This is a genomic window from Serratia grimesii (genome assembly GCF_900186025.1).
In the GTDB taxonomy this organism is placed as follows: Bacteria; Pseudomonadota; Gammaproteobacteria; order Enterobacterales; family Enterobacteriaceae; genus Serratia; species Serratia grimesii.
Window position 1 is genome coordinate 981224 of sequence record NZ_LT883155.1, and the last position, 15963, is coordinate 997186.

Consider the following 15963-nt stretch of genomic DNA (forward strand, 5'->3'; position numbering starts at 1 on the left):
TTTATTACTTTCATGGAGATAAATGGATGTCTGGAACAATAGGATCACCTCGCGCTTTACTGTCATTGTTGATCGCCACGTCGTTGGTGGTGGCCGGTGCGGCTCAGGCTCGCGACACAGGGATCAAACCTGAAGATATCAAGCGTCAGCCATTATCGTCGGCATTGGTGGAGATGGCTTATAGCCCAAGCCAGCAGTCGCTGTTTGTCAGCGCCCCGGACTGGAAGGAAGAGGCTCGCTCTCGTGTGTTGCGTTTAGATCCAACCACGCTGGCAGTGCAGGCGGAAATCCCTCTGCAGGTGAAAGGCTTCGGCGTAGCGCTGGATGATGCCAGCCACCGGTTGTATCTGACACAAGGGTTTAACGGCTCGGTCGGTGTGGTGGATACCACCACCAATCGTGCGGTTGGCAATATTACCGTGACTGAAAAGTCGATGCTTGAGAAGACGTATAAAGACGCGGGTATCACCGGCAAACGGCTGGAGTTCCTGCTCGGGGAACTTAAGCGTTTCAAGATCACTGAAGACTACCAGTACCGGATCCGTGAAATGAAGTACGACGCGCAGACTGGCCGTCTTTTCTTACCTGGACTGGGGTTCGGGGTGGATAGCGTGCTGTTTGTAGTGGATACCCGCAACAAAAAACTGGAGAAAATGATCCCCGGTTTTGGCTATAACGCGGTAGGTATCACGCTTGATGAGAAAGGACGGCGCGTCTTTGTCTCCAATATGCAGGGGCAGCTGATCACGCTGAATGCCGATACGCTGGCGATCACATCCACCAAAGAGATCCAGGCGGATCAATTGCTGAACCTGGTGTATGACGGTAAGAACAACCGTCTGTTAGGTGTGGATCAGGGGATCGATCGCGACAATTACCGCAACACGCATCTGGGGCACGATTACGTGAAGCGCAGTAGCGGGCACCGGGTCTTTGCATTAGACGCGGACAGCGGCAAGGTATTGGCCAGCGAGCTGACCGATGAGGTGCCGATTGGCCTGCTGTTGGACGAGAACAATCAACGGGTATACGTCACCAACCGCAAAGGGGTTCGTGTTGAGCACGGAGTGGGGACGCTGACGGTGTTTGACTCGAAGACCCTCAAGCGACTGCAGACGGTAGAGTTGCCACCGCACCCGAACAGCCTGGCGCTGGATACCAGCAACAACGTGTTGTTTGTGACGGTGAAAAACGACGGTGCCAGTACTAAGGCCGGTAAACCAGAAAGCGTCGTGCGCATCCAACTACCAAAAAACTAGTTTTACCCTATTGCGCCAGTGAATGCTGGCGCAGTATCTCCTCGCCAAACCTCAATGCATCGGCAACCTCAGGCTTATCATAGGTACACATTCCGTGCTTCTGTGCCGCCAACGTGATTGATCGCCACAGCAACGCAGATCTACACTGCAAAGTACAGGCAAACGCCGCATTACCTTAAGTTTGATCACCCAGAGACACCAATAAGGGCCTCCCATGAATCATTTTCGTCCCGTTGCACTGGAACATGCCAGCCGCTTGCTTAACCATGGCCCGACGGTGTTGATTACCAGCAGAAGTCAGGATGGTGCACGGCGCAATGTGATGGCTGCCGCCTGGTCGATGCCGGTTGAATTTACGCCGCCGCGGATTGCTATCGTGGTCGATAAAAATGCGCATTCCCGACAGATGATCGAAGAGAGTGGGGTGTTTGGCATCTGCATTCCTGCGGCGATGTTTATCGACACGACTTATGCAGTGGGCAACATTTCGGGGCAAGAAGTGGAAGATAAATTTTCCCGGTTCAATATTGCTACGTTCCCCAGTGCCAGTCTGAACGTGCCCTTGATAGAGCAAGGGTGCGTGGCGTGGTTGGAGTGCCGCCTGTTACCTGAAAGTGGTGCGCAGCAGAAATATGATACCTGTTTTGGTGAGGTGATTGCCGCCGCCGCAGACGAACGTGTGTTTCACGGTGGCCGTTGGAGCTTTGCCGACGCAGATCCGCAATTGCATACTATCCATCATTTGGGCGCCGGTAATTTTATTCGCAGCGGCGATACCCTGCGGGCCAAAGCGTTGTAAGTGATTCCCCCTAGCGCCTGCGTAGGGGGATATTTTAGCTATTGTGTGTCCAATCACTGACATTAATCGTTGTGCGCGTGGCGGAACTCCGGAGCCTGTTTCTCTGGCGCTTTCTTATGCGGCTTTCTGAGTGGTTTTTTATTGTGGTGTGGTTTGGGCTGCACTTTATTGCTATGCGGTTTCTTATTATTCTGATGAATAACTGGTTTGCCATTATATTCACTGACAGGAGGTGCAGCAAAAACCGATGTGCAATTTAATACCAATACGGCTGAAATAACAAATAGTAGTTTTTTCATTATGATGACCTGCACGCTAAATTTTATATTCTTGGTAAGTGTCAACGATATGACCGCTATTTAACGTGGCCCGTTAAAATAATGTCCGTGTCCGCCTGGACCACCACGCCCACCGCCACCACCTGGTGGTGGGAATATACAACCGGAAAGCATTGCGCTAATAGTCAGCGCGCTGATGAACATCAGAATACGACGCATAATATACCCTTTTAACTTTACATTGAGGTGGCTAGTATCATCTTCTGCTGAGGGTGTTAGCAATATGGAAAGGGTAGGGAAACCGAAAAGATTCTGTAAGTAGGATTATTCTAATCCGGAGGGTTACGGCTATTGAGACAGCACGAGTTAATATCCGGCGCTGAGCATTTCATCTCGTAATAAATCGACAATCGCTGGCTCTATGTCAGGGAATTGTCGGGTAATATCGTCAATGGCCTCTGCGACCGACGTGGCCGAAAAGGTACCGGAAAAAGGTAACAGTGGGAGGCTGGCATCACTGTCAGGGAATTCACCGCTGATGGTTCCGGTAATCACACCGGCTCTCTTTTCTGCGGTGAAGTCATATTCACCAACACTTTTATTAATCGCTGTCATTTTTACCTCGGCTCAGGCACTCCTGCGACAATCAGCGCCCTCTTTCAAGCATAGTTCCTGGGCTGGAGAATACCACTGACAGGCCGCGCTATGCCTTTGATGTGCGTCAATCCCACATAAACATAAGGTAATAAAGCCTGGCCTTAAGCCGATAATTTGATTATAAATCACCGGCGTTAGGGACAATGATCTCATCTGAATTGGAGTAGGTATGTTGGCTAAAATTAATCGACTGATCGCCGGTACATTGCTGGTTTTGTTACTTCCGACCATGGCTGCCGCGGCGGATTTTCGCGCTGGCGAACAATATAGTCGTCTGGATAAGCCTGTGGCCTCTGCGCCTGCGGTCGTGGAGTTTTTCTCCTTCTATTGCGGCCCGTGCTACCAGTTTGCTGATACCTACCACGTGGGGAGCACCGTCAGCCAGAAGCTGCCTGAGGGCACTAAACTGACCAAATATCACGTTGGCCTGATGGGGAAATTAGGCAATGAGCTGACCGAAGCCTGGTCGGTGGCGATGGTGATGGGCATTGAAGATAAAATTGAAGGTATGCTGTTTGACGAGCTGCAAAAGAAACGTGCTATCAACAGTGAAGAGGATATTCAGCGGGTGTTTGCCGCCGCCGGTGTTGACGCTGCTGCTTATGAGAACGCACGTCACAGCCTGCTGGTGAAAGGCATGATTGCCAAACAGAATGAAGCGGTGAAAGCGCTGGATGTACGCGCAACGCCATCATTTTATGTTTCCGGTAAGTACAAGATCGATAATGCCGGTATGTCGAGCCAAAGCATCGACGGCTACGCACAAGAGTATGCGGCCGTCGTTCGCTATTTGCTCGACACCCAGCCTTAAGCATTATTTTCCGGCAGGCAGGTCCAACGCGTGACGCAGTTCTTCGCGGGCCTGCTGGTATTGCTGCTGGAAATCTTGTTGGTGTGAGATCTGCTGGCTGATCACGCTACCGGCGATCCGACCCATTTCAATGTCCGACGGGTAGTGAATACCGGCAACCACGCGGTTGTCGCCGTATTGCCAGGCGCGAGCCATGATCTCGGCGCGTTTTTCCGGCACCATATTGGCCAGCGTAATGCCCATCAACGTGCCCAGCGTGGTGTGACCGGAAGGCCAGGAGCCGGAGGTAGAGCGTTTTACAATCGGTTCAATGCGGCTGTCCAGCATATGTGGACGCGGACGTTTCCAGAAGTCTTTGGCGGGATCAACCACGGCGGCTTCTGTCGCGACAACACGTTCAAAGAAGGCACTCAGTACCGGCAGCGCTTTGGCATTGAATTTCGGCCCCATAACGTTGCTATATACCCAAACATTTTCTTCCGCATCCGCCTTGGCCTGTGTGGCCATTTCCGGCGTCCTTTTCTGCTGCATATCCACGACTTCTTGCAGTTCCCGTTTGGTTTGCACGGAGTCATTGGCTGGCGGCGGCGGCAGGATCTGGGTCAGGTCAACCTGCTGTGCAGTTGTGAAGGGTTGTGCGTCTTCGGCGGCATAAACGCTGAACGCAGGCAGGGTGACAGCGGTGAATAAACACAGTGCCAGCGCAGATTTTTGTAATAATTTCATTAGGAATACCCATGGTGTGAAGGTGGCTGTCATCAAACTGAGCTCTATATTTGGCGAGCAATGTGATGGTTACATGAAGGGGACGTGTCAATTTGATGACTGCGCCTGTGTTGTGGGGGCAATCTGTGATCCCTGCGCCAGATCCCGGTCACGACATTGATTGTATGTTATCGGATTGTTATGTTGGTTTTCTGTTCAATGCCGCTTGCGGTTCGACAGCGTTCATCGCTGATGTTTGAAGGGGAAGCCATGACAATTTCCGCACAGAGCAGGGAAGTCGGCTTTGAGGAGTGGCTGGCGAAAATCAATTCCGCCTGTGGCCGGTTTTGCGCCAAGACGCTGGGGCCTGGGTTTAGCGGTGCGATGCAAGAGTTCCGCGCCCATGCGCTACGCCTGAGTGTGGTTGATGCTGCCCATACCCGCCTATATCGTACCCATCAAGAGATTGCCCGCAGCGACGGTTCGCACTTTTTCACTGTCTTTCAATTGCGTGGCAGTTCATTGATGGAGCAGGGAGATCGGCAGGCGGTACTGTCTGCCGGCGACGTCACATTGATCGACGCTTCACGTACCAGCAGCTTTACCTTTCAACAAGATTCCCGCCAAATTTCGTTACTGATGCCACGCAGCTATTTCGAACAATCTGCGCACGCGCCCGATTTGCAGTGTGCACGGCGTCTCGACGCGCAAAACAGCGTAGTGCGACTTAGTCGGCAACTGGTGTTGGGCTGCATGCAAGACCCGCAGATGAGCGCCCCGGAGAGCGAAGCGATATTGAGCGCCGTCGCGACGTTGTTACATCCAGCGCTGGTCGATCGCGAGGTTGAGGTTGATAGTCACCCGCGCAGTTTCACCCGAACGCTGGCGTTTATCGACACACATATTCAATCACCGCAGTTGCGGCCAGAATGGATTGCCAGTGAATTGGGCGTGTCGGTACGTAGTTTGTATCGGATGTTTTCCCGCCAGGGACTGGTGGTGGCGCAATATATCAAGCACCGCCGTCTGGATCTTTGTGCGCAGGCTCTGAGCCGTGCACCGGAACGACAAAAGTTGGCAACTATCGGTTATGAATGGGGTTTTACCGATCACAGCCACTTCTCTACTGCTTTCAAAAGCCGTTTTGGCGTTTCGCCGAGCGAATACCGCAAACAGCATCAGTAGCACCATAAAAGGGCTACTGATGCTTTGGACCATTCTTAGTAACGAATGCACACGGATTTGGATTCGGTATAGGCATCCAGCCAATCCGGGCCGAAATCACGCCCGCTGCCCGACTGTTTGAATCCACCGAAAGGCATATTGGCGTCGATCAACGTATGGGTGTTGACCCACACCGTACCGGCCTGAATGCGTGGCGTGTAAGCCATCGTGGATTGCAAACTGGTGGTCCACAGACTGGCGGTCAAACCGTAGTCGGTATCGTTGGCCTTTTGCAGTGCTTCTTCGGCGTCTGCGACACGGATCAAATTGACCACCGGGCCAAAGACCTCTTCACGCGTCAGGTTCAGCTTGTCGTCCGGGTTAATCACCAGCGTTGGTGGGATATAGAACCCCTGTGAGTCTGGCCCGGATGCGCCGCTGATCAGCTCTGCATGTTTGGACCTGGCGTCATCCAGATACGCGGCCACTTTATTGCGGTGATCGCTGGAGACCAGTGGGTTGATCTGCGCACTGGCATCCATTCCCGGCCCAACGGACAGTGATTTCACTGCCTGCTCGAACCCAGCCACCAGAGTGTCATAGATCGGCGCTTCAATATAAATTCGCGAACTGGCGGCGCACACTTGGCCCTGATTAAGGAAGCTGCCGGCCATCAGGCCTTCGATGACCTGTTGTGGATCGGCATCTTTCAGGACGATAGCCGGGTTTTTACCACCGAGCTCCAGTGTTACACGTGTCAGGCGGTCCGCTGCGGCGCGCGCGATCCCTTTGCCAACGGGTGTGGAGCCGGTGAAGCTTACTTTGGCGATCAATGGATGTTCGGTCAGCGCTTTGCCACAACCGCTACCTTTACCGGTTACCACGTTGAATACTCCTGGCGGAATACCGGCTTCGGTTGCCAGTTCGGCCATGCGCAATACGGTAAGTGGGGTGGTTTCTGAGGGTTTGATGACGATAGAACAACCTGCGGCCAGCGCTGGCATCACTTTCCACATGGCGATCATCAATGGGAAGTTCCACGGCACAATACCGGCGACCACGCCAATCGGTTCTTTGCGGGTATACACCTGGTATTTGGCGCCTGGCGGCATCGGGATCGACACGTCTAGTGTCTGCCCGGTGATCTTGGTGGTCAGCCCGGCGGTGTAACGCATCCAGTTTAGCGTGCAGCCAACTTCGAACATACGCGCAATATTGATCGACTTGCCTTGTTCCAGCGTTTCCAGTTGTGCCAACTCTTCGGTGTGTTGTTCAACCAGATCGGCATAGCGTAATAATATACGTTCGCGCTCTGCGGGTAAGCGTTGTGCCCAGACCCCAGAGGTAAATGCGTGGTGGGCAGATTGGACGGCGCGTGCGACGTCCTGCACGTTGGCGTCTGCGGTAGAGGAAATTTGCTGCCCATCGGCGGGGTTATACACTGCCAACCGACCTTCGGCGCTGGATTCACACCATTGGCCGTCGATATACAGACCATGATGACGATCGAGAAAACGTGAAACGTTGTCCATCACTGCTAGGGTATTGTCAGGCATACGCCCTCCGGTCAGACAAAATAGGTCGTACCCTTAATCCTTGACGCGACATTTGTGTTGGCTCTTCTCATCCGGGTCACTCACTTGTGTCAGCTCATCGGGATTGGGTCGTTAGCCGCCTTGATGCAACGCCAATTATTTTGGGTAAATCGTTAACCTTTAAAGTCTACAGCAGGCAGAGAAGATCGACTTTTGTCTGCCTGACAATCGGTTTGCCCTGCGTGACATAACGGGGGAAGGCTAACGGCTGAACAAGTCAGCCGTTGTGAGCGAGGTTAGGAGCTGAGAGTGGCCAGGCGGGTAGCGAAACCGAGGAACAACAGGCCAATCAGACCGTTACCCAGTTTTGCCAGACCTTTCTTGTGATTAAAGAAATGCGCCAGCATCGCGCCGCTAAAGATCAGCGTAGTCATGTAGATAAAACTGACTGATTCGAGGATCAACGCCAGAATAGTGAACGACAGGCCGGTATGGGCATAGTCAAAGTCGATGAACTGCACGAAGAACGAAACATAAAACAGGATCGCCTTCGGGTTGGTCAGACTGAGTGTCAGTGATTTACGCAGGATGCTATGGCTGCCTTCAACCTGAGGATGTTGCTCCGCATTTTTCTGGATAAAGGTGGCGTAGAGAATTTTTGCTCCCAGGAACAGCAGGTAAATCGCACCGAGAAATCGCACCAGCGTAAACAGGAATGGCGTCGTACGGATCAGTGAGGCTACGCCAATATAGGCGCAAAAAATCAGGATAGCATCGCCAATAAACACGCCCAGTGCGGCGGTATAGCCAGCGCGTACGCCACGTGTAACACCGGTTTTTAAAACGTATAGCGTATTCGGGCCTGGCAAAATGATGATGAAAATCACCCCGACCAGATAGGTCCAAAGATTCAGGACGCCAAAACTTTCTAACACAATAACCTCTCTATGCGCGGAACTGACAACCAATAACACTGGCTACACCCGTAGCCGGGCGCGATCCTAACGCCGTAACCACGGGTTGGCAACGTAATAAACTTCATGTTGTTTGCCGCATTTCGGCGCTGGCAGTCATGAGCCCGTTATACGGGGAGCGCGGGAATTTTATGGCTTGCGTGCCAGCAGCGTGGCAAAACGCAAAGAAATGCGATTGCCGGCAGCATCGGTTTTGTGTAATTGGCCAACGTCTTCGTTGTATTTAAGCACGTCCCAGTTGGCGTAATAGTTATTCAATTCACCCGCCTCAAAGGTGAACGGGAAGGGCAGAGAGCAAGGATAGTCTGGGGTATCCATCGCCGCGACGATCAGGTTGTAACCGCCACTGACAGTGCTGTCCTGCATGTTTTTCACCAGCGAGGGGATCTGCGCCGGATTGAGGAACATAAATACCACAGTGGAAAGAATAAAGTCGTACTCACCGCTGAAGCTATGCGTATTGAGGTCCTGCACGCTGGCGCGAATGTGCGACAGGCCTTCGCTGTCGATAATGCTGTTGAGATTATCAATAGAGGGAGCGTGTTTGTCCCAGGCGGTGACATCGAAGCCTTTCAGATTGAGGTAGAGCGAATTGCGTCCGCCGCCACAGCCTAGATCCAGCGCTTTACCGGGCGCGATACGCTGCACGGCCTCAATCACTTCGGAATGGGTGCGCGTCAGCTGGTGCTTTTTGTGGTAGTAATCTTCAGGTGAACAATAGAAAGCCAGTTGGCAGGTCATATCATCAGAAAATGAAACGATGCGATGCCATTGTTGTGGTTCGATAAACGGCGGTTGGCTCTCGGGGCTAAACTGCCAGGTTTCGGTGGTTTCGCCCTCTTCGGTCATGAGCGCGAAGGACAGCGTGCCACTCAGCAGGGTGAGTTTGGCCCAGGTGCCACTTTGGGTGTTGTGCTTTTGCTGGAAACTTTCCGGTAGCGTGGTGCTGTTCCATTCTGGCAGGATTTTATAACACAGCAGCTCAGTCATGCATCTCTCCTTGGATTCTGCATTGCCGCACAGAGCGGACCAGCAGAATGATTTTATATGTTGCATATAAAATACATGTTTATTGTCGCATTGAAAATGCCCACGATCATGAAAGGCGCGATTTAGAGTTTTCGGTACATTCGCGTGTTGACGGCCTTGAAGCCGAGTCGGGTATACAGTCTGGCTGCGCTCGGGTTGTCGTCGAAGACTGCCAACTCGGCATATTCTGCACCGGCAGCTCGCCCGGCATCCAACACTGCGCTGAGGATTTTCTCACCATAGCCTTTGCCACGCCAGGCAGTATCCACTTCAAAATCGTAAACAAACAGCTGTTTACCGAAGGTGCGTTGTTTAATGCTGTACCAGACGATGGCAATATTCTCGGCTGATCCACTCACGCGTGCACAAACCAGCCGATGATTTGGCGTTGCCAACCCATTGGGCAGGGCGTCGTTGTAGGACGCGGTTGCCTCCACCCGTGCCTGCTCCTGGCTTAACAGCAACGAACGCGCCAGATCACGGGCATATTCTTCGATCCCGTGAACGCGGTAACGCTCAAAGTCCTGCTGGTTCATGTCTATGAGTTCAATCATTACGTTATTCCTTTACGGTTGATGCGCTGTCATAGCTGGGTTCCGGTGGCAGGTGAACACATTTAAACTGGATCACGGCCCTCAGCTGGGCTAACGTCAGTGCAGTTTATGCTAAAACGATCAGGGAAAAGATGCTAATTCGCCGTTTTATCAACCCGATAACTTTGCGTCCGTTGAGCCTGGCTGCGCTGATGGTGTTGGCCGGTTGTACCACTAAAACGACGACGACGACGCCGGTACAACGTCCGGAAGATGTTAAAGCCCAACTGGTAAGGCTGATGCCGGCCAATACCGCCGATCGTCAAGGGTGGGCCACCGACATCACTGCCGCTTTCGCCGCACAGGGCATTGAACCTAGCTCTCAAAACCTGTGTTCGGTACTGGCAGTCACCGAGCAGGAGTCGACCTTCCAGGCAAATCCACCGGTACCGGGGCTACCCAAAATTGCCTGGAAAGAGATCGACCGCCGCGCTGACCAGCTGCATATTCCTAATTTTCTGGTGCATACCGCCTTGCTGATCAAATCATCGAACGGTAAGAGCTACAGCGAGCGTCTGGATAAGGTACGTACCGAAAAAGATCTTAGTGATATTTTTGATGACATGATCAATTCGGTACCGATGGGCCAAAAACTGTTTGGCAACCTGAATCCGGTGCATACCGCTGGGCCGATGCAGGTGAGCGTTGCCTTCGCCGAAGCACATGCCAAAGGCTACCCGTACCCGATTGACGGTACTATTCGCCGTGAAGTGTTCAGTCGCCGCGGTGGCATGTATTTTGGTATCGCCCATTTGTTAGGCTACCCAGCTAACTACAGCCAGCCCATTTACCGCTTTGCCGACTTCAATGCCGGTTGGTACGCCAGTCGCAATGCGGCGTTCCAGAGTGCGGTCAGCCGAACGACGGGCATTCCGTTGGCGCTGGACGGCGATTTGATCAACTACGGCACTGACAAGCCGGGTACCACCGAGTTGGCAGTACGTACACTTGGCAAACGGCTGGGTATGAGTGATTCGGCGATTCGTCGGGCGCTGGAGAAGGGAGATCGACTCGAATTTTCTGAGACCGATCTGTATGAACGGGTGTATGCCTTGGCGGAGAAAAGTACGGGCAAAAAGCTGCCGCGGGAAATGCTGCCGGGCATTCAACTGGAAAGCCCGAAAATCACCCGTAAGCTAACCACTGCCTGGTTTGCCAAGCGGGTGGATGAGCGGCGCCAACGCTGTATGACGCGCGCTTCGGCAGGTTAAACCAGCGGAGTGCTGAGAAACACCGGGTGTTTCTCAGCATTGGCGGAAAATGCCGCCAATACTGGATGTTGATCGGCGCTAATCTGCCCGGGCAGCATGTGTTGGGTGAAGCTCCAGGCAACCGCCACGCTGACCTCTGCGCTGCCCATCAAGTGCGGTATTGCAGCCTGCGGTAACTGCTTTTCCAGTTCGGCGTAGGCTGCCAGTAGTTGGCCCTGAATGCGATCCAGCCAGGGTTGGTGCTGTTTTTCTTGTGGGCGAAGTTGCTGTTCATAAACGATCTGCACCGTTTTTTCGCAGGCCGCCAGTGCCAAACCATTTAGTTGCAGGGCGCGTAGTCGTTCGGTGCCTTGAGTCGGTAGTAAGAGCCTCCCTGTGGGGGAGATGCCTGCGGCGTATTCCAGAATAAGTGAAGAATCCATCAGTATTTGATCGTCGTCCAGCACCAGTGTTGGGGCTTTCACCACCGGATTAAGGGCTTTAAATCGGTCGAAACCGCTAAAGACTGAAATTGCGTGGTGCTCAAACTCGATCCCCAATAATTTCAAACAAATAGCGACCCGGCGCACATAGGGTGAATCCAGCATGCCAATCAGTTGCATCTTGTACTCCTGAGCGCGTTCGCCCGGTTTAAAGTGAATGAATAAACGTTACCAGCTGTTGAGCGACGGTTTCCGGTGCATCCTCCATGAGAAAATGCCCCGCCTGCGGGATCACCTGTAGCCTGGCGCCGGGAATATCGCTCTGCAAACGGTAAGCGTAACTGACTGGTTGCCACTCATCGTTCTCACCCCACAGGATTTGCACTGGCAGACGTAGCTCTGGCAGGCGCTGAGCAAAGTCTTCAGTATAGCGCCCGTCGTAATGGGCGATTTGATGTTGATAAAATGCCGGTTGGCCGACCACGCCGACGATCGGTGCCAGATAGTGCTGTAACAGTTCTCCGGTCATCAGCGATTTGTTGAACACGGCCATTTCCAACTGACGCGTTAGGGTCTGTACGTGCTGTGAAGCGTCTAAGATGGCGTACTGACGATAGTGATCGCGAATGCTGCGCCAGGTGGGCGAAGGCCAGGAGTCGTAGCTGCAAATATCCGCGATGGTCAGCGACTGAAAACGTGTGGCATGTTTGAAGGCCGCACGCAGTGATAACGCGCCGCCAATATCGTGGCCAAACACGTGGGCAGAATCCAGTTGCCAGTGGTCCAGCAGGCCGAGCAGTAAATCTGCCTGTGCAGCAATTGAAGTGTCTGCCGACAATGGGCGTTCTGATGCGCCGTAACCCAGCAGATCATAGTAATAAACCTGGAAGCCGGCCGCCGTCAGGCGGGGCAGCAAATTTCGCCAGATGATCGAATGGGCAGGGGTACCGTGCACCAATACTAGCGGTTTACCTTCCCCGTGTATGCCGGTGGCAATGCGATATCCATTGATGATAACTTGCTGATTAACCAAAGAAGTTAGGCTGTTCATGATAGTTTATCCCCGTTGTCACGTCGAATACCCACCATACCCATCACCTTTTCATGACGCCAATGACAAGTTATGGTGATTAAATCCAATTTTTGTCATGAGGTGGCTATGAATCAGCGTTTGTCCATTGATGCATTGCGCGCGCTGCAGAGTGTTATCGACACCGGCAGCATGACGCGTGCGGCGCATCAGCTAAGCCTCAGCCAGTCGGCGGTGAGCTGGAAAATCAAACGGTTGGAGGAACAATTGGGTCGCACTCTGGTCGATCGCCAAGGGGTCTCTTTGACCGCCACTGTGGACGGTGAGGCGCTGTTGTTACATGGGCGACAGATTTTGCAGGCTCACGATCGGGCACTGGCGCATTTCTCTCCCTCTTTATTGCAAGGGAGGGTGCGTTTTGGTGCCACAGAGCAGATGTCACTGCCCCAGTTAGCCGCGTTGCTTGCGACCTTTACCCATCAGCATCCGCAGGTTGACGTGCAGTTGGTCATCGATCAAAGCCAGGTTTTGCGTAACGCTTTGGCCCAAGGGGAGTTGGATCTGGTTCTGCATCAGCAGTTCTGCGATCAGTTAAGCGCGGAAGATGTGGTGTTGGCAACGGAGCAAATTCATTGGTGTGTGCCGCCGGGGTGGCGTTTTCAGCCAGGTGACGGCGTGAAATTGGTCAGCTATGGGCCGGACTGCTTTTACCGCCGGTTGGCTGAAGAGCGCCTGAGCGCCGCGGGTATTGCCCATAAGGTCACGGTAGAATGCCCTTCGGTATCCGGTATGTTGGCCGCGATATCCGCTGGCATGGGTATTGGTCTGCTCAATCAGCAATCTGTCGATCGACGGGTGCAAATTGAAACGGCATTTGAGCGTAAGTTGCCGTTGCCGACCGTAGCGCATGCGTTGCGCTTAGGGGCCAGGCGGCAACACCCGCTACTGCAAAGGTTGCAGCAGCTGGTTGTGCAAGCTTTGGGGCAGCCCGCCGTGCTTTGAACGACGGCGGGTACTGCCGGGTTATGCGCGACGTGGATTGGTCAGGCCGAAGTTAAAGTTATTGCAGCGGTTGCAGAATTCTTTCATTACCGGCGGAGTGTCCATCATGGGCACCTTCACTTCGATAAAAGCCAACCGATCTTGACGTGAGGCGTGTTCCAACGCCAATTCCAACTGTTGGGTAGTTTCTACGGCCACGCTGAACGGTGTCGCCTGGGTATTGAGTACCGCTGGTAGTTTGGCGTAGTCCCACGGCCCGATATCGTTATACGACGAGTTTTCCCCAAGAATATAGCGTTCGATGGTGTAGCCGTCGTTATTAATCAGGAAGATAATCGGCTTCTGATCGTAGCGCAGCAGGGTGGAAACTTCCTGGGCGGTGAGCTGGAAAGAGCCATCACCGATAAACAACAGATGCCGCCGATCCGGCGCTGCCATCATGGTACCCAACAGTGCCGGCAGCGTGTACCCGATTGATCCCCAGATCGGCTGATTGACCACCTGCACGCCGTCCGGCATGCGCATGCCGCCAATCGCGGCGCCTGAGGTGCCATTTTCTACCACAACCACGTCATCGGCCCGAATAAAGCGTTGTATACGTTGCCATAAATAAGTCTGATCAATGGGTGTTTCGCTCGGTGTCGCCAACCGATGACGTGCCTCAGGCAACGGGTTCGGATGGTGATCTGCCACCTCTTCACCCAGTGCCAACAATGCCTGCAACAGGTCTGCTGCAGCGACCGCCGGGTAGGAGGTGTTACCCAGATTTAGCGAAAACGGTTGGATATCAATTTGCGCGTCGGACGGGATCCTGTGCGAGAAATAGCCGGTAGTGGAATCCACCAGACGTACACCGAAGCTCAATACGCAGTCGGCATGTGCCATGTGTTCATACAGTTCGGGGCGCGACAGATTACCGCTGTACCCGCCCATCCAACCTGGTGTGGTTTCAGGAATAATGCATTTTGCTGTCGGCATGTTGGTCAGTGGAATCGCGAATTTATGTGCGACGTCGATCACTAATTGCTGTAACTGAAAACGATCTACCATTTGGTCGACCAGAATAATCGGTTTTTTTGCGAGTTTTATCTGTGCCAGCAGCGCCATTGCCGCCAGTTGCACATTATATTTGTCGCTAGGTGGTAATTGCGGTGCTGCGACTGCCTGAGTGATTTCAATTTCTACGTCACAAATATCAGAAGGCAGTTGCAAATAAACCGGCTTCTTTTCCGTCCAGGCTCGGGAAATAACACGAGGAATTTCCACTGCGGCATTTTCAGGTGTGATAAGTGCTTGGGCAACGGTAAATTGTTTAAAGCAGTTCATGACATTATCAAAATTGCCGTCCGCCAGCGTATGGTGCAACAACAGGTGGTTTTTCATCGCGTGCAGTGGTGGGGTACCGGACAAGCAAACCACCGGAGCGGATTCGGCGTAAGCGCCGGCAATGCCGGATAACGCGGCTAGATCGCCGACGCCATAGGTGGTGATCAGTGCCCCGGCGCCTTTTAGCCGCGCATAACCGTCGGCCGCATAGGACGCATTCAATTCATTACAGTTACCGATAAATTCAAGATGACTATCCTGCTCGATCAATTCCAGCAGCGCCAGATTATAGTCGCCGGGCACGCCATAAATACGATCGATGTTCAGGGTGCGGAGCTGTTGCAGGATGAAAGCTCCAATAGTGATTTTCATGTGTTTCTCCGGATTTTTTATCTTTCTTTTATCAGGCAGAGAGCAGCAAATTACATTGCTGGCGATGTTGTGTAGCGAACAATTAAATAACGCGTTGCCCGGTTCATTCAGGGTGGCGCTCATTAGCTTTAACAATTATTTAAACTGTCGGCTTGTTCAAGTTGAGTAAGAGGTATGGGGGGCCAGTAGGTTGTATTCGCGGGTTTACGCTGTGATCATTCACTATAAATAGTGTGGATATTACCGGTGGTATTTTTCATCGAATGTAATAGAGATGTAAAATCCGGCTTCTCTAGCCAGATCATGCTGGGGTAGATGAACGTCCGGTACTTTACCTGTGGGCTACGTTGCCCGTTGTAACCTGAAAATTAAGGGTTGAGCCGTACTATACTGTGGTATGTAACTGCATATTTACACTGTCATTGCGTGTGCAAAGCCACAGTGGGGTTGGATCGCCTGTAAAACGGGGTTTTGGTAGCAACCAAAAACGTGATCGCTGTTACATTCGGTTGCCGGTTGCCAGTAAACATTTTGCTACGCTCAGCGTAGAAAAGAAGTTATATCGCATGCCGATACGGTGTCCATTCTTCTGGGCATCGCCGCTATTGCGGAGTATTCCGACAGACGCTGCCTTGGGCTCGCAGTAGCCTGTGCGCCCGGAATCTCAACGCCGGGCTTTTGTCACCGGAGGAGCAATTAAACTTAACCAAAGGACAACGAGGGGTAAGAAACCGGTTGGGTAAATAAGATACAGCTTGATCTTGATGTGGCGATCGGTAAGAATCGCCGGCCTTAT

16 protein-coding genes are annotated in these 15963 nt (G+C 52.8%); 6 read left to right on the forward strand and 10 right to left on the reverse strand.

Annotated features, from left to right (window positions below; all coding sequences use genetic code 11):
• The first annotated feature begins 26 nt into the window (after window positions 1–26).
• Window positions 27–1259: a YncE family protein gene (locus tag SGBXF1_RS04540; protein WP_130379397.1), complete on the forward strand. Its 1233-nt coding sequence runs from the start codon at window positions 27–29 to the stop codon at window positions 1257–1259.
• 214 nt (window positions 1260–1473) lie between these two features.
• Window positions 1474–2058 (forward strand): flavin reductase family protein, encoded by a 585-nt coding sequence (locus SGBXF1_RS04545; RefSeq protein ID WP_037423375.1) that lies wholly within the window; start codon window positions 1474–1476, stop codon window positions 2056–2058.
• Between the two features lie 62 nt (window positions 2059–2120).
• On the opposite strand, the gene SGBXF1_RS04550 is transcribed toward SGBXF1_RS04545, so the two are convergent.
• Both SGBXF1_RS04550 and SGBXF1_RS04555 read right to left on the reverse strand, forming a co-directional pair.
• Window positions 2121–2357, reverse strand: a complete 237-nt coding sequence (locus SGBXF1_RS04550) for a hypothetical protein (RefSeq protein ID WP_186427895.1) — start codon at window positions 2355–2357, stop codon at window positions 2121–2123.
• Between the two features lie 345 nt (window positions 2358–2702).
• Complete coding sequence (locus SGBXF1_RS04555; protein ID WP_037423372.1) at window positions 2703–2951, reverse strand: hypothetical protein; 249 nt, start codon at window positions 2949–2951, stop codon at window positions 2703–2705.
• 211 nt (window positions 2952–3162) lie between these two features.
• Here SGBXF1_RS04555 and SGBXF1_RS04560 point away from each other — a divergent pair, with 211 nt between their 5' ends.
• A complete protein-coding gene (locus SGBXF1_RS04560; RefSeq protein WP_037423370.1) occupies window positions 3163–3804 on the forward strand; it encodes a DsbA family protein in 642 nt (213 codons plus the stop codon).
• Between the two features lie 3 nt (window positions 3805–3807).
• Here SGBXF1_RS04560 and SGBXF1_RS04565 read toward each other — a convergent pair whose 3' ends face one another.
• Window positions 3808–4530, reverse strand: a complete 723-nt coding sequence (locus SGBXF1_RS04565; RefSeq protein ID WP_186427896.1) for an acid phosphatase — start codon at window positions 4528–4530, stop codon at window positions 3808–3810.
• Window positions 4531–4779: 249 nt separating this feature from the next.
• On the opposite strand from SGBXF1_RS04565, the gene feaR reads away from it, so the two are divergent.
• A complete protein-coding gene (feaR, locus tag SGBXF1_RS04570; RefSeq protein WP_037423431.1) occupies window positions 4780–5694 on the forward strand; it encodes a transcriptional regulator FeaR in 915 nt (304 codons plus the stop codon).
• A gap of 35 nt (window positions 5695–5729) precedes the next feature.
• Here feaR and SGBXF1_RS04575 read toward each other — a convergent pair whose 3' ends face one another.
• From SGBXF1_RS04575 to SGBXF1_RS04590, 4 genes are all read right to left on the reverse strand, one after another.
• Window positions 5730–7229: an aldehyde dehydrogenase family protein gene (locus SGBXF1_RS04575; protein ID WP_130379407.1), complete on the reverse strand. Its 1500-nt coding sequence runs from the start codon at window positions 7227–7229 to the stop codon at window positions 5730–5732.
• A gap of 275 nt (window positions 7230–7504) precedes the next feature.
• Window positions 7505–8143 (reverse strand): leucine efflux protein LeuE, encoded by a 639-nt coding sequence (leuE, locus tag SGBXF1_RS04580; protein ID WP_037423363.1) that lies wholly within the window; start codon window positions 8141–8143, stop codon window positions 7505–7507.
• A 168-nt stretch (window positions 8144–8311) separates the two neighbouring features.
• Window positions 8312–9172, reverse strand: a complete 861-nt coding sequence (tehB, locus tag SGBXF1_RS04585; RefSeq protein WP_186427897.1) for an SAM-dependent methyltransferase TehB — start codon at window positions 9170–9172, stop codon at window positions 8312–8314.
• Window positions 9173–9294: 122 nt separating this feature from the next.
• Entirely contained in the window at window positions 9295–9765 is a 471-nt protein-coding gene (locus SGBXF1_RS04590; RefSeq protein WP_186427898.1) for a GNAT family N-acetyltransferase, read from the reverse strand.
• Between the two features lie 131 nt (window positions 9766–9896).
• Here SGBXF1_RS04590 and SGBXF1_RS04595 point away from each other — a divergent pair, with 131 nt between their 5' ends.
• Window positions 9897–11015, forward strand: coding sequence for a DUF1615 domain-containing protein (locus tag SGBXF1_RS04595; protein ID WP_186427899.1), 1119 nt, complete (start codon window positions 9897–9899; stop codon window positions 11013–11015).
• On the opposite strand, the gene SGBXF1_RS04600 is transcribed toward SGBXF1_RS04595, so the two are convergent.
• Window positions 11012–11617 (reverse strand): glutathione S-transferase, encoded by a 606-nt coding sequence (locus tag SGBXF1_RS04600; protein ID WP_186427900.1) that lies wholly within the window; start codon window positions 11615–11617, stop codon window positions 11012–11014. The two genes, SGBXF1_RS04595 and SGBXF1_RS04600, sit on opposite strands and share 4 nt — an antisense overlap.
• A gap of 28 nt (window positions 11618–11645) precedes the next feature.
• Window positions 11646–12488, reverse strand: coding sequence for an alpha/beta fold hydrolase (locus tag SGBXF1_RS04605; protein WP_172479772.1), 843 nt, complete (start codon window positions 12486–12488; stop codon window positions 11646–11648).
• Between the two features lie 72 nt (window positions 12489–12560).
• On the opposite strand from SGBXF1_RS04605, the gene SGBXF1_RS04610 reads away from it, so the two are divergent.
• Window positions 12561–13469, forward strand: a complete 909-nt coding sequence (locus tag SGBXF1_RS04610) for a LysR family transcriptional regulator (protein ID WP_186427901.1) — start codon at window positions 12561–12563, stop codon at window positions 13467–13469.
• Window positions 13470–13490: 21 nt separating this feature from the next.
• Here the strand turns inward: SGBXF1_RS04610 and SGBXF1_RS04615 are convergent, their stop codons facing one another.
• Window positions 13491–15167, reverse strand: a complete 1677-nt coding sequence (locus SGBXF1_RS04615) for an alpha-keto acid decarboxylase family protein (protein WP_061806747.1) — start codon at window positions 15165–15167, stop codon at window positions 13491–13493.
• Window positions 15168–15963: the final 796 nt, after the last annotated feature.